At 58.4% G+C, this 16,575-nt stretch carries 17 protein-coding genes and 1 pseudogene; 10 read left to right on the forward strand and 8 right to left on the reverse strand.

The window, feature by feature from the left end:
• Positions 1-142: 142 nt before the first annotated feature.
• From LOY33_RS22195 to LOY33_RS22205, 3 genes are all read right to left on the reverse strand, one after another.
• Positions 143-535 (reverse strand): HNH endonuclease family protein, encoded by a 393-nt coding sequence (locus tag LOY33_RS22195; RefSeq protein WP_258660114.1) that lies wholly within the window; start codon positions 533-535, stop codon positions 143-145.
• 306 nt (positions 536-841) lie between these two features.
• Complete coding sequence (locus LOY33_RS22200; protein WP_258660115.1) at positions 842-1,396, reverse strand: DUF262 domain-containing protein; 555 nt, start codon at positions 1,394-1,396, stop codon at positions 842-844.
• Between the two features lie 88 nt (positions 1,397-1,484).
• Positions 1,485-2,111 (reverse strand): hypothetical protein, encoded by a 627-nt coding sequence (locus LOY33_RS22205; protein ID WP_258660118.1) that lies wholly within the window; start codon positions 2,109-2,111, stop codon positions 1,485-1,487.
• Positions 2,112-2,701: 590 nt separating this feature from the next.
• Between LOY33_RS22205 and LOY33_RS22210 the strand changes: the two genes are divergently transcribed.
• From LOY33_RS22210 to LOY33_RS22235, 7 genes are read left to right on the forward strand one after another with little or no spacing between them, the layout of a single operon-like run.
• Positions 2,702-3,571 carry a GTPase gene (locus LOY33_RS22210; protein WP_258660119.1) on the forward strand — a complete coding sequence of 290 codons (870 nt, stop codon included), beginning with the start codon at positions 2,702-2,704 and terminating at the stop codon, positions 3,569-3,571.
• Between the two features lie 11 nt (positions 3,572-3,582).
• Positions 3,583-4,176, forward strand: coding sequence for a hypothetical protein (locus tag LOY33_RS22215; protein ID WP_258660121.1), 594 nt, complete (start codon positions 3,583-3,585; stop codon positions 4,174-4,176).
• A gap of 7 nt (positions 4,177-4,183) precedes the next feature.
• Complete coding sequence (locus LOY33_RS22220; protein WP_258660124.1) at positions 4,184-5,947, forward strand: dynamin family protein; 1,764 nt, start codon at positions 4,184-4,186, stop codon at positions 5,945-5,947.
• Positions 5,944-7,578 (forward strand): dynamin family protein, encoded by a 1,635-nt coding sequence (locus LOY33_RS22225; RefSeq protein ID WP_258660126.1) that lies wholly within the window; start codon positions 5,944-5,946, stop codon positions 7,576-7,578. The genes LOY33_RS22220 and LOY33_RS22225 overlap by 4 nt, the downstream gene beginning before the upstream one ends.
• A complete protein-coding gene (locus LOY33_RS26150) occupies positions 7,571-7,900 on the forward strand; it encodes a YkgJ family cysteine cluster protein (RefSeq protein ID WP_339560065.1) in 330 nt (109 codons plus the stop codon). Before LOY33_RS22225 ends, LOY33_RS26150 begins: the two co-directional genes overlap by 8 nt.
• 10 nt (positions 7,901-7,910) lie before the next feature.
• Positions 7,911-8,651: a DUF3944 domain-containing protein gene (locus LOY33_RS22230; protein WP_258660127.1), complete on the forward strand. Its 741-nt coding sequence runs from the start codon at positions 7,911-7,913 to the stop codon at positions 8,649-8,651.
• Positions 8,651-9,547, forward strand: coding sequence for a hypothetical protein (locus LOY33_RS22235; protein ID WP_258660128.1), 897 nt, complete (start codon positions 8,651-8,653; stop codon positions 9,545-9,547). Before LOY33_RS22230 ends, LOY33_RS22235 begins: the two co-directional genes overlap by 1 nt.
• Before the next feature lie 105 nt (positions 9,548-9,652).
• On the opposite strand, the gene LOY33_RS22240 is transcribed toward LOY33_RS22235, so the two are convergent.
• The 4 genes and pseudogenes from LOY33_RS22240 to LOY33_RS22255 all read right to left on the reverse strand — a co-directional run bounded on the left by LOY33_RS22240 (position 9,653) and on the right by LOY33_RS22255 (position 11,994).
• Positions 9,653-10,132, reverse strand: a complete 480-nt coding sequence (locus LOY33_RS22240; protein ID WP_258660129.1) for a hypothetical protein — start codon at positions 10,130-10,132, stop codon at positions 9,653-9,655.
• Between the two features lie 128 nt (positions 10,133-10,260).
• A complete protein-coding gene (locus tag LOY33_RS22245) occupies positions 10,261-10,386 on the reverse strand; it encodes a hypothetical protein (protein ID WP_256678437.1) in 126 nt (41 codons plus the stop codon).
• A 287-nt stretch (positions 10,387-10,673) separates the two neighbouring features.
• Positions 10,674-11,657, reverse strand: a pseudogene (locus LOY33_RS22250) (ADP-ribosylglycohydrolase family protein).
• 76 nt (positions 11,658-11,733) lie between these two features.
• Positions 11,734-11,994: a hypothetical protein gene (locus tag LOY33_RS22255; RefSeq protein WP_258660132.1), complete on the reverse strand. Its 261-nt coding sequence runs from the start codon at positions 11,992-11,994 to the stop codon at positions 11,734-11,736.
• 119 nt (positions 11,995-12,113) lie between these two features.
• Here LOY33_RS22255 and LOY33_RS22260 point away from each other — a divergent pair, with 119 nt between their 5' ends.
• Together LOY33_RS22260 and LOY33_RS22265 are read left to right on the forward strand one after the other, a co-directional pair.
• Positions 12,114-12,989, forward strand: coding sequence for a WYL domain-containing protein (locus tag LOY33_RS22260; protein ID WP_258660135.1), 876 nt, complete (start codon positions 12,114-12,116; stop codon positions 12,987-12,989).
• Positions 12,990-13,542: 553 nt separating this feature from the next.
• Positions 13,543-14,580, forward strand: a complete 1,038-nt coding sequence (locus LOY33_RS22265) for an ABC transporter substrate-binding protein (protein WP_043863846.1) — start codon at positions 13,543-13,545, stop codon at positions 14,578-14,580.
• Between the two features lie 63 nt (positions 14,581-14,643).
• Here LOY33_RS22265 and LOY33_RS22270 read toward each other — a convergent pair whose 3' ends face one another.
• Positions 14,644-15,258: a helix-turn-helix domain-containing protein gene (locus LOY33_RS22270; protein ID WP_258660136.1), complete on the reverse strand. Its 615-nt coding sequence runs from the start codon at positions 15,256-15,258 to the stop codon at positions 14,644-14,646.
• Positions 15,259-15,438: 180 nt separating this feature from the next.
• Here LOY33_RS22270 and LOY33_RS22275 point away from each other — a divergent pair, with 180 nt between their 5' ends.
• Positions 15,439-16,575 carry an FAD-binding oxidoreductase gene (locus LOY33_RS22275; protein WP_043863848.1) on the forward strand — a complete coding sequence of 379 codons (1,137 nt, stop codon included), beginning with the start codon at positions 15,439-15,441 and terminating at the stop codon, positions 16,573-16,575.

Raw genomic sequence — 16,575 nt, forward strand, 5'->3', positions numbered from 1 at the left:
GGGAGACCGAAAAAGCTTGTCGAGGGCGCTCCATGCTTTAACAAGCAGGCGGCTGAATGAAGGCATGGGATTCGCTGAAATCCCAAGCCTTCGCTACCCGCTAGTCTTTGCAGAAATCCCTTTGGTAATGGCGTCGCATTGCCTACCGAATTGCAGTTTGATGCGCTTCTGCCTTCGCATCACCCCATTCGCTATTCGAATATATCAAGTCCATTTTCAAAGAGTCTGGCCGCTTCTCAAGAACTCGCTTGTTGAGGAATCGCTGGCGCTTTTCGTTGTATGGCAGATTACTGTACTCGGAGTTGATGCTGCGCGAGACCAGCGCCAAATTGCCAAAGCGGTTCAGCCAGGCGCTGGTGACCTTATTGGTACCGGTCGCCTGTGGATTCTGCGGCGAAATATGTTCCACCGAGTTCTTGGCCGTGAAGCGAAAGTTGCCCCATGCGTCATGTTCACGATGCTGCTCATGCCAGAGCACCCGGGTAAATCGCTGTGGCTCGAAACGTACTTGAAGACTTGCCAGGAAGGTCGCCATGAGTATTTATTCCCGTCTCCATAGGCAGGCTTGCAGGATTTTGCCCGACTCGCAGCTGGCTACCCTGCAGCACATAATCAACATCTCCCGCCAGCGTCATGCAGGACACTAGCCGATTGTGCCGGGTCGCATAGAGCGGCACGCTGTCAATACGGCTACGGCTGTCGGCGGCATGGGGCCAAGTGTCGCGCTGGAACTCTGCCAGGAGCGGTTCGTGCTTCCCCGCCGGCGTGTGCGATCCGCACCAACGCCGTGCACGCCAGAGAAAACGATTGAATAAGTTAGGGGCGAAGTCCTGACCTGGGCTTAGCACCGCAGGGTGGCGTTGCAAGCTCTCCCAACGCTCTGCACAGTGTCGCTGAAGTGCTGCCTTGAGTTCGGTCTTCCCTTGCGCATAGTCGATCGCACGCAGTGATAGGCCTTGAGCAGGTCAGTGGCCTCCAAGCGCACCCCGCGGTTGTTCTGGGTGTCGAAGAAGGTGAAAGCGAGGTCAGTGCTGTCCACTTCGATCACTGTCAGTCGCAGCCTTTGGATGATCTGCGGCGCAATCGCCTCCATTTGCTTCAATGCCTGCAACCCTTCAGCAATATGTCGCGCGAATTGTCCCGAATAGCTGAGTGCCTGCCCCACTGGCAGCTTGCCAGTAGAGCGGTGGTACAGCAGCGAAAGCGCGGTGATGCGCTGCTGACCATCGATGATGAACCGCTTCGACTGGCTTGCGTCGCGATGCAGTAGTACACCACCCATGTAGTAAGGCAGGGTGGTATCCGCCTGTGCTGCATATGTTGCTAGGTCATTGACCAGTTGCGTCAGCTTGTCTGGCCCCCAGACGAAACCACGCTGATAGCTGTCCAATGCCAACGGCAATCGCTTGCATTGAGTAATTCTGCGAAAAACAGAGTACTGACCCGTACAAGCGAACTCGGCTTGACGGGTAGAATTTCCCGGATCAATTTTCGTCCCAACGGTTACGCAGCGTCCTGACCAGCGCGTTTCCTCGCAAGGCGCGGCCGTCTGGGCCACAGAGTGCGACAGAACCTTCCGGCAACCCGAATACTTCTTCGATCCTTGCCCGGATTGTGCTCACTTTCGCATCCGAGCGCGCGGCCCGATAGCGAGCCGCCTTCCGGTTTCCGATAACGACCGTCGAGTCTTCTTCCTGGTCATCCGAAGCCTCCAGGTCCTCGGTATCCCAGGCCTCTTCCGCTTCCTCCTCCTCGATCAGCTCGCCATCGTCGTCGGCCTCTTCAGCCTCGTCGACTTCAGCGGTCAGGTCAGCCAGCGCCTGGGCATAGGAGTACCATGTGCTGGCATCCTCTTGTTCCCACACTAAGCCATCCTGGACATGGAAGGTGCGCAGGGCTGCGGAAGACGGAACGTAATCACTGAATCGCGACTTCACGGCCGGCAGATGTTCAAAGCCAGCCCCCAAGGCACGCAGCACTTTCTCTGGGCCTGCGACCAGCAAAAACTCAGACCAGCACGGCTCGCGGAAATTGACGCTGACAGTACCGTACATATAGAGAGTCGCCCGCAGTGAGGCGTCCTGCTCAGCCAATTGGGTGAGTACCTGCATAACCGTGCGGTAGATGCTGAAACCTGCGTCCTCGATGGACTACGAATCGACCTCGACTGTGGGTAAGGGCGATTTACTGTTGACGAACGCGAGCTCCGTCACCGATTTCTTGATCATTGCCTTCATTCCTTGAGCGGGACTTTGGGTGGGTGTAACGAGCTGGTTTGCCACGATTGCAAACGTTGGAGATGAGCTCACAGTGCAACCACAGCCTTCCCCTGCAAAAACCGCATGATTGAGAGGGCATAATGCCACCATGACATGTTAAAACTCTACCATCCCTCCTCGAACCCGGTGTCATGGGGTCGCCACCTGGTACAGCAGCGTCATGCCAGAACAACTGGGTGACAGCGCCAACCTACTAGGCAAGCGGATCCTGGTCATTAATCCGATGATGCTGGATAGCCCGAACCCATTGTGAGCTTGCCCAAGGCTTAACATCTCAAGGCCTGCCAATGTCTACTGATCGCACTCGGCAATAAAGTCAAAATGCATATTTAATAGCCGTATGACATCATACTCAGCACCCTGAGCCTGGCAGTGGGCTGATGCACTGCAAACAACAGTGACGCGACAGGAGACGCTGACTGATGGACCGAACCAAACGACTTGAGGCGCTGGAGGCGGAGTACCAGCTGTTTGTTAGCCAGCGCGACAATGCCTCCCCGACCAAGCCCCGCATTGCGGCCTGGGGCCTGGTCAAGGCAGGGAAAAGCTCCTTGCTCAATATGCTCAGCGGCCATGCCAGCGACGAGCATTTCCAAACCGGCGATGTGCGTACCACCCGTACCAACCAAGTGCTGGAACTCGATAACTACGTACTGGTGGACACCCCAGGTCTGGGCTATGACCAGAATGACACTCAACAAGCGAACCAGGGCCTCGATGCTGCTGATGTTGTGCTGTTTGTTCATGCCCCGCCTGGTGAACTGGACCAGGAAGAAGTGGCCCTACTCGACCAGCTACGCAGCGCTTTTGGCCAGGATGTTGGCGAGCGGGTGGTGCTAGTGATCAGCCAGCTGGACAAGCTGCAGGACGCCGACCTCGCCGCAGTCAACGACACCATCCAACGCCAGGCCTTGATTCATCTGGGTACGGCGCCTGAATGCTTCGTCATCTCCAACACGCGCTTCAAAAGCGGTGTAGAGAAGAACAAGCAAGGGCTCTGCGAGAAAAGCGGCATTCCACAGTTGGCGCAGCATCTGCAAACACTTTCGAAAAGCCTCACACAGTCTCTGACAGAGGCCCGGCATAAGCGCCTGGCACGGCGTGCTTTGGAGCTGGGCGAGCGGATCGACGCTGAGATCGAACGGGACCTCAAGCTGATCGAGCAGATCACCGAGCCGTATGTGGTCAAGGCCAAAGCCTTCGTAGAGCACATCGACGGCGCTCGGCGCGCCTTCAAAGCTCATACGTCCGAAATGCAAAAAGCACGCACCAAACTCGACAGCCTCAAGTAAGGAGACTTGCAATGCCTCTACCCTGGTTGATCGGCGTTGCGGCAGTCGCTGCAGCCGCCGCCATTGCCAAAGCGGTCAGTGACGACAGTCCGTCATCTTCGAGCAGCACCACGCACCACGACGATAGCGAACGACGTCAGCAGGAGCAGGAAGCCAAGCGCCAGCGAGAACGCGAAAACCTGAAAGCCCGAGTGCAGTCACTTGCAGGCGACCGACGGGAACAACTCAAGGCCCAGCTCAGGGGAGCGGCATCTACGCTGGCCGCCTCGTCAGACAAACACAATCCGGTCACTGAAAGTGTCAACAAGATGACCCGTTTGACGCTCGAAGGGGTGCCAGGGGATCAGCTCGAACAACGCATCCGTAGCACCGCATCGTCGACATCGAGTTACGGCAAAACGGTCAAAGCCATTCTTCAGGCATCGCCCGCCATCGAAGGCGGCCACATCGTTCATTTCATGCAAGGCGTGAATCTGCTCGAGTCCGTGACCGCGCCTGCCGAGGCATCTGCCTCCGACCAGGCAGCGCTCGCCCAGGCGCAAGCGACCCTGGCACGTATCGAGCGGCTGCAGCAGCTGAAACGTCAACTTCTCCTTCAGGCGTAATTGATCCATGAGCACTGTTACTCGCGATGAGTTGATGCAGGTATTTCAACAACTGCAGGGTCAGTTTTCCAGTAAGAAGCAAAACTTAGCGCAGGCCCAACAACGCTTCGATACGCTGCGCACGGGCTTTGTCACGCTGTTGCGACAGCAAACCGAAACCATGGCTAGCGCGGTCAGCGACAAAAACCCGCTCAAGGAAGGCGCGTCCCAGATGGCGCGACGCCTGAGGGATCAGTTCAGTGTTTGGGAAGAACGCGCCGAGATACGTGCGAGAGGCGCGGAGTTTCGTGAAAACTACAACGATTCCCTATTGGTGTTCGTGTACGGCAAGGTCAAGTCGGGCAAGAGCTCACTAGGCAACTACGTGGCCTGGGGGCACAGTGAGCCAACCGCGCAACTCAAAGACCACGCCACTCTGAAACCCACGTATTTCTCCCATGACCGAACCGACGTCGCCAGCGGCGACAAAGAAGGCGAGGCGTACAGTTCCAAGCAATTCAGGGTCGGCGCCACCGAGGCCACCAGTTCGATTCAAGGCTTCAAGCTGCCCGGGTTCACCTGGGTCGACTCTCCAGGGTTGCATTCGACCAATTCGGCCAATGGCGACTTGGCGCGCAAGTATGTCGACCAGGCGGACCTGATTCTCTACACCATGAACTCGCAAGCTCCGGGCCGCCAATCCGACATGAGCGAGGTCAGCAGCCTGCTCGATGGTAAGCGCACGTTGATGATTCTACTGACCGGCAGCGACATCACCGATGAAGACGAGGACGACGATGGGCAACTCGTCACCGAAGTATTGATGAAGTCAAAGGAAACCCAGCAGCGGCAAATCCTGGAGGTCACCGGCAACTTGGTGGAGATGCAACATGACGCTGCCAACCATGTCACCATCCTGCCTATCTCGACCCGTTTTGCCGAGCGCCACCCCTCGAACCTGCAAGAAAGTGGCCTGGGTACCCTGTACCAAACTCTCAAGGCATTGGCGCAAGGCCCCGGTGTCGATCTCAAGCTGACTACCCCTCTGAACAACCTGCGCAAGGCTATAGCTGATACCTGCGACGACCTGAGCCTAATCAAGGAGCTGACCGAGACGTTCGACCAGCAGATCCAAAAGCAGGATCAGGCGGTAGTGCGCGAGCTGCGAACTCTGAGCCAGAAGGGCGTCACCGAAATGCGCAGTTTCGTCAACCAGCTGTTCAACGGGCCCCGCACCGACGACGCGCAGCTACAGCTGCGCGAGCGCCTGGCCACGGTGCTAGGCAAGCTGACTGGCGAGGCCATAAAAGGCATCGGTGAAAGCCAGCAAAATACGCTGCAGCGTGCGTTCGACACCAGCCGTCTCGGCGCCATCCCTGCTTACCGGGAAGTTACGATCGAGAAGGAATACACCAGCGGCACCCGCAGCAGCACCAAAACTGCCTGGGGCGCTGGCGGGGCGGTCCTCGGTGGCGTCATTGGCTTCTTCGTTGGCGGCCCCGCGGGCGCAGCTGCGGGGGCCTCGCTGGGGAGTGCCGCGAGTATGATCGGCCGCGGCGCCGAGGCCATCCGCGCCAAACACAACGTGGTCGTCGGCGATAACCTGGAAGAACAACGTCAGATGGCCATCGAGCAGTACGCCAATGCCCTACCAGACTATCTGACCGAGCAGGTACGGGGCATCTACGAGCCGCTGAGGGACTCAATGCTCGAGTACTGCCAAACCCTGACCATCGAAATGGAGCGCCTGCGTCAGGCACTCATTACCCTCGAAACGAGCACTGCACAATGACCCAACCAGGCCCGATGACCCAACTGCTGGCCCTCTACGAGGAAGTGGATGGACTGTGTGAAACCTACAACCCGCAGGCTGTCGCCAGCATTCGCGAACTGAGCCGCGCGAAGAAGGCCCAGGCCGGCGCGAGCATCATGGTGTATGGCGTCTATAACGCCGGTAAAAGCACACTGATCAACGCCCTGCTGGGCCAAGAGTTGGCCGCGGTAGCCGATGTGCCGGAAACCGCCCGTGTGCAAGGCTATCGCTGGGGCGATTTCGAAGTGCTCGATACGCCCGGCATCGACGCGCCGCTCGAGCATGAGGCCATCACCCGAGAGCAGCTGGTGCAGTCGGATGTGGTGATCTTCGTGGTCAACCCGCTGGGCGTGGTCGAGGAAGAGAAAACCCTCGATGTGCTGCTTGAGCTGGTACTTGCCGGCAAGATGATCTTCCTGGTACTCAACTGCAAGAGCCGTTTCGACCCGATCGACCTGGCCCACATCAAAGACGAACTCAGCGAACGCATTCAGCAGAAGGCCGGTAACCAGAAAGTGCTTGGGCATATCCCGATCGTCGAGGTCAACGCCCGCTCCGCGCTCAAGGCGAAACTGGAGAACAAGCAGAACCTGCTGAACAGCTCGGGCTTTCCGAAGTTCGAAAGCGATCTGGCCGGGTTCTTTGCATCCGTAGAGCAGAAGGCCATCGTCGCACGTGTCGCCACCGAACTGCGCAGCTTCCTCGATGCGACGGTTGCCGAGCTGGACAAACACCAGGACCAAGCCTCGATCAAACGCCTGGACGCTTTCTATGGCGAAATCGCGCGTCGCGAGATCGATATTCGCCACGGTTTGAAATCGTTGATCGAAGCCAAGGCCGCCTACGTTGGCAAGAGCACGATCACTGCACTGAACCAGAACATCGATTGCGCTCAGGGCAAGATCGAGCAGCTTATCGGGCAGGCCAACGAACAGATCTGCAACGAGCTTGAAGACGCACTCACTCGCCTGGGCCTAGACGCTTCCGAGATGCTCGACGAAGTCATTCGAGAGGTGCAGGTACAGCCACAGGCCTACAATTCCCAGGCTGCACCTGACTTCGATACGCCTGAAGCTCCCGCCGACCAGGCGCTCGCATCGCAAGGCATCGACCTGAGCCTGCTCGAATCCGGCGTCCGCCAGGCCAGCAGCATGCTCAAGGCCGAGCATGTCGTCAGCGTGCTGAAAGTTGGCAAGCAGTGGCTGCCGACACTGTTCAAAGGCATCGGCCCGGTCACCATGGGCAAGGTTGCCGAGCAGATCGTCGGCAAGGTCATCCCGGTCATAGGTATTGCTTTCCAAGTAGGCAGCACGCTGTACTCCGCCTTCGCTGACGACCCTGACCAGCAGCGCCTGGAGCAACAGGCCAAACGCGAGGCCCAGGAGCGCGAGCGTCGCGACCAGGCGATCCAGGCATTCGCCGATGAGACTGCCTGGGAATTCTCGCGGTCGCTGAATACCATGGTCGATACCCACCTGAAGACCAACTTCGCCGAGATCAAGGACAAACTGCAGAGCCTGCGTGGCAGCCTCGGCCAGGACCAGCGTCGCCTCAGCGAGGACCGCGAACGCCTTGTCCAGTGCCAGGCCGCAATGGGTGAGTATGCCTGACACTCGCCTGCCCTTTGCCTGCAGCCGCTGCATGGAATGCTGTCGACGCGTGCATCTGCTTGCTGATACCGCCGCGATGGACCGCGGCGACGGTGTCTGCCGGCACCTGGATGAAAACGACGCCGGTTGCCGCATCTATGACCAGCGGCCAGACGCCTGCCGCGTCGATCGGCAGTACGAATTGCATTATCGCCAGGCAATGAGTTGGGAAACGTTCGTCAGAATGAATGAAGCCGGATGCAGACAATTGCAATCTCTCGGAGCTAGCGAGGCTACCCGAACAATCCCGGCGTCTACAGACAACCACTACACACAACCATAGGGACTTCAGAATGGGTATTAGCTACCGCGCGGATGATGATCTGGCCTTTCTGCAATATTGCCGGGAAGACGATATCCGCAACCTGGCGGCCTATCTCATGTTCGACAAGGACGGAGAAAAGCGCAGGGCAAGCGAAATCGCTGATGATCCACAATTCAAGCAGCTGCAGGGCCAGCCAGATCAATGGCGGCGCTGCTGGCAACTGGTTGCTGGTGAGCTACAACATTTCGCTGGTGACTCAATCGTTAACCTGTTCCGCCGTCAGGGTGTGCTTTACAAGGAAATGCTCTGCGACGTCTGCGACAATACCGATGTGAAATACGACAGCAAAGCCAGCGCCTACGCTATCGAAAACCAGCTTATCGAGAAGTTGGTGACAAAGAGCTGGGAACAAATGTCGCCAGACCAGCGGCGTAGCACAGTCGAAGAAATGAACCTGAACGGCTCGCTCGGGGCGGTGCCTCTGGTCGCGATCCTCAATGCAATTCGTGCAGGTGGCCTGGGCTCATTGCAGTGGTCATCCTGGCTTGCCAGGGGCGCCACTGCTTCATTCAGTAATGCAGTCGGGGTAACCCTGGGTGGCGCTGCGGCTCTGGTAGGTGGGCGCGCGGTAGCGGCCATAGCCGGGCCCTTGGCAGCGATCGCCGTCACCGTTCCTCTACTCAGCGGTACGGCGTACCGGGTCACTATCCCAGCTGTCATTCAAATCGCGTTCATGCGGCGACAGTATGAAAAAGAGGATCACTTCTAATGCAGGCAGCAGCAGAACTTCTGGAAAAAATCTGGGTGCTCGACGAGGAGGCTTTTTCGAAAGCCCTTATCGATGCGCTGGCAGCAGGCAAGGCAGTCATTCATGACGGCGTGGCTTATTACGCGGCGGGCAGTGGTAAGACGGGGGTCATCCAGCATCTACCGTTCAAGGAGACCGTGTTCAAGTCCGCCGAAGAAGCACTCAAGGCCGCGCAGATGACCACCGTGATGGCGACCGCCGCGTCCACCTGCGTGATTCTCGGTGCGCTGATTATCCAGACCAAATACCTGGCGGCAAAACTCGACAGGATCCAGAACACCGTCGACGAAATCGCCAAAGAGTTGCATACCCAAAACATCCTCTATTACATGGACAAGGTCACCGACTACATCGGTAGTATCGAAGTAGCCCGCACCTTGTTAAAGGACCGCAGCCTGGCTAGCGAAATCAAGGAGATAGCCCTCCCCTTGCTGGCATCAGCCGCAGCGAAGCGCAATCATGCAATGTCGTTCATCGACAACATTCTGGCGTTGGCGCAGAACAGCAACGATTTGAGCAGCAAGCACTACGAGCTGGTAGTGAACTTCGCGCACATGATGCTGGAGATCATGCCGCTCGGCATCCATACGGAATATTTGCTGGCGGCCCGGGTAGGCAAACCGATGCTCGCCCAACTAATACTGGAAGATGGCGCAGAGCGTTATCAGGGCGCAATGCAACAATACAAGGCATTCCTCAATGCCCAACATCGTGAACTGGTACGGGGTAACATGGGTGACAAAACCGTGGTCCTGCAGCGCATCGAAGACAAGGCTCGCCACCTGATTCGATCGCAAGAGAATCAGCTACTGCTCACGTTGCCCTACGGCCGTATGGCAATGCTCGAGGCTGCATAGGCTCACTAGCCAGCACAGTCGAAAATGAGCCCCAACTCGGCTGGATCAGACGAGGCTCGCTCGCCAGCCAGCCGCAGGTGTTTTCTCAGCATGAACAGCTTACGTTCACTTGCGCAGTAGATGATGCCGGAAGCGCGCCTCCAGCGACGGTATTTCCAACAGTACATCTTCATCCTCATAGACATCGTAGGAACGCTCCAACTCGATTTCTCCCGCCATGAATGCCTCATCAAATGGCGCGTCTTCGTCGATCTCTTCGTGCAGCGCGGATGTGTAACCCTTGATCCACAGCTTGCGCTTGTCCGCGCTGACAACATAACCCGAGGTGTATTCAGTGCCCGCCAGACGATCTGGTTCGGCAGTACCCTTACGTGCCCACCCAGTGATTGCAATCACCAGATGCGCCAATTCATCCATATCCGGGCAAACGAACTCGTGAAAGGCCGGCCAAAACGCCATGTCCGCCTCCGAAGCGCGCCACCCCTTGGTGTCACTGACCTCACTCAGATCTTCGTAGGGGTGCGAATGGAACGTACCAATCAGCTCAAGCTGCGGCCAGTATTCGCCGAAGAAATCCCGCTTCATCGCGATGGACTCGAAATCAGGCCGCACCCAGTCGGTGTGCCTCAGTGCCGAAGTCTCGACAGTGGCGACCACCGCAACTAGGCGCGCCGGCCCTCGGACAGGTCGTCAATGCCACAACTCGGCGCGCGTCAAACCGAACCGGCAGCCGCCTCCCGCGCCGCTTTCTCACGCTTCATCTCGCTGTATTCGCGGTACAGCTCATAACCCTTGGTAGCGATCACGATAAAACCGACAACGGCAAAGATATTCTTCATGGCTGAATGCTCCTGATTGATCGACTTGTCCGCCTGTACCCTAAAACCGCCGCCGCGCCAGCAACTCCGCCACCGCCCAGGCAAGCCACCCGGCAGTACGCACCTTCAACGCCTTGCCCCCACACTTAGGACACTGATCAATCCATTCCCCCGGCGCCAACGCATCACTGCGCGGCGCCACTATTTTCGTCCAACCACAACCTTCACATTCAAAAGTGAAGGGTCTGGGTTTTACCGGCATTTTCAATCTCCTTGGTCGCTACGCAAATTTACTGTCTTCAATGGGTTCAACTCGCGGGATAAGCCAGTTCAATCTGCTCATCAAACTCACCGCCAACCCCGCAATACTCCCGCGGAACACGCTCGATATCTTCAGCGACCTGCGCAATCACCTGCCGCAGTTCCAGGCGCTCAAGCCACCGTTCAGGAATAGCGGCAACACCATAATGCGCCCCCAGTAAGTGCCCGACGACCAGCCCTGTACTGCTGCTGTCGCCACTGTGATTAACCGCCGCAATCACCCCCTCTTCAAACGAACGCGCAGTCAACGCACACCACAGCCCAATCGCCAGTACCTGTTCAGCGCTCCAACCACCGGCAAAATCGTCCATCCGTTGAGGGCTAGGTGTGTACCCCTCGTAAAAGAAGAACATCACGCGCTCGACAAGGCTGCGCGTTTCCTCGATACCAGGTACTTGCCCATACCTGGCCAAACTCTGCGTCACAGCGTGCTCCAAGCTATCTTGTCGACCGACAACACACTGCAGAATGTCGGCGAACAGCCCAGCCGCCAGGTAACCTGTCGGGTGCCCGTGCGTCAGGCGCCCGGACTGCGAGGCGTAGTCAAATGCATGGGCGAAGAATGCACAGGGTGCAACACGTACCAAGGCACCGCAGCCCTTGCTGTTGTTTTCGGCAACCATACCCAACCGTCCACTGACCTTGAGCGCATTCATGCAGGTTACGTCTGGCGCACGACGCGACCAGTGCTACATTTGCCTGATCAGCCAGCAATCTGTGGCGACCGGTATCACCGAAGGGTAATCCTGGGTCGTCAGCCAACGTAGCAGCGCATGATGAATAATGCTGGGCACATCACATGCCTGCCGCGAACTCCCTAGCACATAAGCCCGCAGCAAGCCTTCTGCGGTAAATAGCATCATCTGAATAGCGTCGCTGATCGCACCGGTGATGCCAAACGCCGGGGCAAAATCAATGGTGCCCTGCGGCCCGAACCTGGCCTCGATCACAGGCCACTCAAGCAACTCCACGGGAGAGCCCAGCGCATCTCCAACAGCCCCCCCAGCAGGCGGCCGCTGATCCGTTCAATTCTGTCCATATCGTCCCTTAACACCCTTCTCCAGTAGCCAGATCCTGCAAAATCACCAGCTTGCGCTGCAGCTGCGCAACATGCTCCCGCTCTGCGCGCAACGCCGACCGCAGCTCGCGGTTTTCCATTTCCCAAATCTGTAGCCAGCGCAGGTCCCTCTGGCAGTGTTCGACCTTTTTCCCAAGCTCGCCGATCTTCAAAGCCTGCTGAATCAGCACCAAGAGGATGATCCCCATCGCCACCAAGGCCCCTGTCGCAACCATTTCCGGCATAGTCATGCTCATGTCCTTTGCTGCCCACGATGTATTCCGAAGACAAAGCGAAGATATGTAATGCAAAGCTACACGTCTAGAATGTAGACTTATACAGGTAAAGTAATCGCGCACATGGAGAGGGTATGAAACGCAAGCAATCCATCGAGCAGGTACGCTGGGACCTGGCACTTCGCTATCGCCTGATTGAAACTGTTGCCTGGTGGGAGGGCCGGCTAACCACGGGCCACCTGATGCAGAGCTTTGGCATTAGCCGTCAGCAGGCGTCGAAGGACATCAATACCTACATAACCGACCATGCGCCTGAAAACTTGACGTATGACAAGCAGATCAAGGGCTATGTACCAAGCGAGCAGTTCGAGCCGCTGTTCATCGACAACAGCGCCAGCGCCTATTTGCACTTGCTTTACCAGAACAATGAACGCGCCCCGCACATCGACGGTCTGGCACTGGCTTATGCGCACACCAAGGTGCTGGAAGTGCCTGATCGGCCCATTCGGCCCGAGGTACTACGTCCGCTGCTCAAGGCCTGCCGTGAAGGCCTGCGCCTGGAAACCGAATACGTCTCCTTCAACACCCCCAACGTCGAGGTGCGCCTGATCGCGCCGCACACGCTGGTCTACACCGGAATGCGCTGGCACGTGCGGGCCTACTGCGAAAAGAACGGTCAGTACCGGGACTTTGTCCTAAGCCGCCTGCGCGGGCAGCCAGACTTGCTCGACGCGTCGCCAAACACCCGCGAGGAGGACGAAGACTGGAATATAGAGGTGCCAATCATCTTTGAGCCTGATTGGCGGTTGAACGCGGCGCAGAAGGCAATTATAGAAACCGACTTCGGCATGACGCAGGGACAGCTGGTGGTCTCCAGCCGTCGGGCACTGGTGAAGTATGTGCTGCAGCGGTATCAGATCGACCACCGCAACATGGCAATACTGCCTGAGGCCCAGCAATTGGTGGTGAGCAACCTCCAGGACCTGCAGCCGTGGTTGATGAAGTACTAAAACTTAGCTCTTCGCAGCGTCAACCGAGATAAACTGCGAGACTGCCTCAACCCGCTCGGCACGTTCAGTGCCTCAGCTCATTGGCTGTGCTTGGAACAGGGGTCGCCCGACAGCTGGCGACCGATCTGGCCATCGATAGGCCAAGAATACCTTTCGCAGTATTCCAATCGATATTCCAGCTCAAAATACAAATCAGAATTCCCACCACTAATCAATATGCTAACAACCTAATTCAAATTACCCCGGCCCACCAAACTCAGAAAGACGTTCTCGGACTTCTTCTCTGACCCCCCTCATCCATTCATTGTTTAGTAAACCCCAATCCAAGAATCGAAAAAGTCAGCTGTTACCCTCCTTACCCCCATGAAACCTTAGGGCACCACAAAACCACCTTAGGAGAACACTGCGCTGCGTGGCGAGCCTTGCTGTTGGCTGTGCGGTTTGCCCTGCAGCGCATGGAACGAGAACCGGATGTCTCTCGTCTGGGAGGACCGATTGATCCCGGTGTCTCGAGTGATGTGCAATCACCCTTGAACAGTAGGAGATAACAATAATGATCAAAGCTCTGAAATTCGCAGCACTCGCAACGGGGATAGTCACTGCCAGTCACGGCCTCGCGGCCGACCTCACCATCGTCTCCTTCGGTGGCGCCAACAAGGAGGCCCAGGTAAAGGCCTTCTACAAGCCCTGGCAACAAGCCCGGGGCAGCAAGATCATTTCCGGCGAGTACAACGGCGAAATGGCCAAGGTCAAGGCCATGGTCGATACCCGCAGCGTGTCCTGGGATGCCGTGGAGGTGGAGTCCGCCGAGCTTGCCCGGGGCTGTGAAGAGGGCATGTTCGAGACGCTGGACCCAGCTCAGATCGGCCTCGATACCAAGCATTTCGTTCCCGGCGCCATCCAGCCCTGCGGCATAGGGTTCCTGGTGTACTCGACGGTGCTGGCCTACAACACCAGCAAGCTGAAGCAAGCCCCCACCGGCTGGAAGGATTTCTGGGATGTGGAGAAATTCCCGGGCAAGCGCGGCTTGCGCAAGCTGGCCAAGTCGACTCTGGAGTTCGCCCTGATCGCCGACGGGGTAGCGCACGCTGACGTCTACACGCTGCTGGCCACCAAGGCAGGCCAGGACCGCGCCTTCGCCAAGCTGGATGAGATCAAGCCGCATATCCAGTGGTGGGAAGCCGGTGCCCAGCCACCTCAGTATCTCGCCGCGGGGGATGTGGTGATGAGCTCGGTGTACAACGGCCGCCTCTCGGCCAAGCAGAAGAAAAAGTACGACCTGGACATCGTCTGGTCCGGCGGCCTCTACGAGTTCGATTCCTGGGCTATCCCGCGGGGCGCTTCACGCCAGGAGAAAACCCGCGAGTTCATTGCCTTCACACTCGACCCCGCGCAACAGAAAAGCTTCGCCGAACATATCGACTACGGCGCCGCCAACCTGCAGGCCATGCAACTGCTCGACAAGGACCGCATCGCCGAACTGCCCACCGCGCCAGCGAACCTTTCCCAGCAGGTGCCGGTAGACCCCTTGTTCTGGGCCGACCATGGCGAACAACTGGAGCAACGCTTCAACGCCTGGGCGTCGCGCTGACCCCCTGAACGGCCAGCCATGGGGCACTCACCCCATGGCTTTCGGAATCTGCCGAGCACAAGGTCAGACCTCCGTCATCACCACCATCACCTCGGCGTCACTCCCCGCATCGCCCTCAGCCAGGTAGATGTGCCCGATCGCGCTGTTGAAATACACCGTCTCCCGGCAACCAACGCTGACGGATTCACCCGTTTCGAACTGAATGCGCACGCGGCCCGAAAGCACCACGGCAAACTCCTGCCCGGGGTGGCGAATGTAGTCTTCGAACTGGCTCATCTCACGCGCGCAGATGCGGGCATACATCGGCGTCATGTTGCGCCCGGGAAAATCCCCCGCCATCGGGTGGTACTCGTAGTTACCCGTGCTGTAACCCGCCGCCGTATCGATGGCCGTGCTCACCACCGTGGGCTGTACCGCCCCCACGCTCACCTTGGCCGGGCTGAACAGCTGGGCGATGTCCACACCCAATGCCCGCGCTGCCGCCGCCAGCTTCTCGTAACTCACCGATACCTGCGCCAGCTCCATCTTCGACAGGGTCGACAACGCCACGCCTGAACGCTCGGACAATTGCTTGAGCGTGAGCTTCTGGTTCTTGCGTATGACACGAAGACGGGCACCCACCTGGGCGCGATCTATCAAGGGGTGGGCCTGGGAACGCGAGACTGGATCGGAGCTCATGCAAACTTCTCTGCCATACGGAAACGATGCCTGGGCCAAGCCGGGCAAGGGCCAAAAATAATACCTCAAGGTAATAGGTTGACTGGAAAATTCTCATATCTTACATTTCTCGTATCTGAGAATTACAAGAACAGCGGCGAAGACATTGCTTCTCCCACTCGGAACAGGAGGCACCTCGGTATGCACGACAGCGAATGTTTCGATTTCGCCATCATTGGCGGCGGTATTGCGGGGGCCTCTCTGGCCTATCGCCTGGCTGGGCAAGCCAGGGTCGTGGTGCTCGAGCGCGAGAGCCAGCCGGGCTATCACGCCACCGGCCGCTCCGCAGCCATGTTCATGGAAAGTTACGGAACACCGCAGATCCAGGCCTTGACCCGCGCCAGCCGCACTTTCTATGAGCAACCGCCCGCTGATTTCACCGAGCATGCGCTGCTGGAGCCTCGCGGTTGCCTGTATGTCGCAGGCCAGGGGCAACAGGCTCTGCTGGAACAGACCTTCGCTGTCGGTGCAGCACAGGCTGGCAATGTGTCGTTGATCGATACCGAGCATGCGCTCGCGTTGGTGCCGTGCCTGAACCCGGAAGCAATGGTTGGCGCGATGCTCGAAACCGACGCCCGCGATCTGGACGTGCATGCACTGCACCAGGGCTTCTTGCGCGCCATGCGCCGTGCCGGTGGTGTGCTGCAATGCGATGCGCAACTGAGCGTCGCCACGCGCGAAGGCGGTCACTGGCACCTGACCCTGGCCGACGGTCGCCAGTTGCGCGCGCGCACGCTGGTGAATGCCGCAGGCGCCTGGGCTGATGAGGTTGCGCAGCAGTGCGGCGTGAAGCCCATCGGCTTGCAGCCGTGCCGACGCACAGCCTTTACCTTCGACGGCCCCCAGGGCATGGATTTCTCGCGCTGGCCCACGGTGATCGGCATCGACGAAAGCTTCTACTTCAAGCCCGATGCCGGCCAGTTGCTGGGCTCCCCGGCCAACGCCGACCCCGTGCCGCCCCATGACGTGATGCCCGAAGAGCTGGACATCGCCACCGGCATCTACCACATCGAGGCCGCCACCTCCCTGACCATCCGCCGCCCGCGTCACAGTTGGGCCGGCCTGCGCTCGTTCGTCGCCGATGGCGACCTGGTGGTCGGCTGGGACAATCACCGCGAAGGCTTCTTCTGGCTCGCGGCACAGGGCGGCTATGGCATCCAGTCTGCGGCCGGCGTGTCGCAACTGGCCTGCGCCCAGTTGCTCGATCAGCCGCTGCCCCAAACACTGCTTCATCAAGGTGTCGAGCCACAGCGCCTGGCACCTGCCCGCTTGCGTTAA

This window comes from Pseudomonas sp. B21-036 (genome assembly GCF_024748925.1).
Taxonomy (GTDB): Bacteria; Pseudomonadota; Gammaproteobacteria; order Pseudomonadales; family Pseudomonadaceae; genus Aquipseudomonas; species Aquipseudomonas palmensis.

What these genes read in the sequence shown, in the direction of transcription:
- LOY33_RS22195 (WP_258660114.1), bottom strand. Translation starts at nt 535, where the DNA reads ATGGCGACCTTCCTGGCAAGTCTTCAAGTACGTTTCGAGCCACAGCGA.
- LOY33_RS22205 (WP_258660118.1), bottom strand. Translation starts at nt 2,111, where the DNA reads ATGCAGGTACTCACCCAATTGGCTGAGCAGGACGCCTCACTGCGGGCG.
- LOY33_RS22210 (WP_258660119.1), top strand. Translation starts at nt 2,702, where the DNA reads ATGGACCGAACCAAACGACTTGAGGCGCTGGAGGCGGAGTACCAGCTG.
- LOY33_RS22215 (WP_258660121.1), top strand. Translation starts at nt 3,583, where the DNA reads ATGCCTCTACCCTGGTTGATCGGCGTTGCGGCAGTCGCTGCAGCCGCC.
- LOY33_RS22220 (WP_258660124.1), top strand. Translation starts at nt 4,184, where the DNA reads ATGAGCACTGTTACTCGCGATGAGTTGATGCAGGTATTTCAACAACTG.
- LOY33_RS22225 (WP_258660126.1), top strand. Translation starts at nt 5,944, where the DNA reads ATGACCCAACCAGGCCCGATGACCCAACTGCTGGCCCTCTACGAGGAA.
- LOY33_RS26150 (WP_339560065.1), top strand. Translation starts at nt 7,571, where the DNA reads ATGCCTGACACTCGCCTGCCCTTTGCCTGCAGCCGCTGCATGGAATGC.
- LOY33_RS22230 (WP_258660127.1), top strand. Translation starts at nt 7,911, where the DNA reads ATGGGTATTAGCTACCGCGCGGATGATGATCTGGCCTTTCTGCAATAT.
- LOY33_RS22235 (WP_258660128.1), top strand. Translation starts at nt 8,651, where the DNA reads ATGCAGGCAGCAGCAGAACTTCTGGAAAAAATCTGGGTGCTCGACGAG.
- LOY33_RS22240 (WP_258660129.1), bottom strand. Translation starts at nt 10,132, where the DNA reads ATGAAGCGGGATTTCTTCGGCGAATACTGGCCGCAGCTTGAGCTGATT.
- LOY33_RS22245 (WP_256678437.1), bottom strand. Translation starts at nt 10,386, where the DNA reads ATGAAGAATATCTTTGCCGTTGTCGGTTTTATCGTGATCGCTACCAAG.
- LOY33_RS22255 (WP_258660132.1), bottom strand. Translation starts at nt 11,994, where the DNA reads ATGACTATGCCGGAAATGGTTGCGACAGGGGCCTTGGTGGCGATGGGG.
- LOY33_RS22260 (WP_258660135.1), top strand. Translation starts at nt 12,114, where the DNA reads ATGAAACGCAAGCAATCCATCGAGCAGGTACGCTGGGACCTGGCACTT.
- LOY33_RS22265 (WP_043863846.1), top strand. Translation starts at nt 13,543, where the DNA reads ATGATCAAAGCTCTGAAATTCGCAGCACTCGCAACGGGGATAGTCACT.
- LOY33_RS22270 (WP_258660136.1), bottom strand. Translation starts at nt 15,258, where the DNA reads ATGAGCTCCGATCCAGTCTCGCGTTCCCAGGCCCACCCCTTGATAGAT.
- LOY33_RS22275 (WP_043863848.1), top strand. Translation starts at nt 15,439, where the DNA reads ATGCACGACAGCGAATGTTTCGATTTCGCCATCATTGGCGGCGGTATT.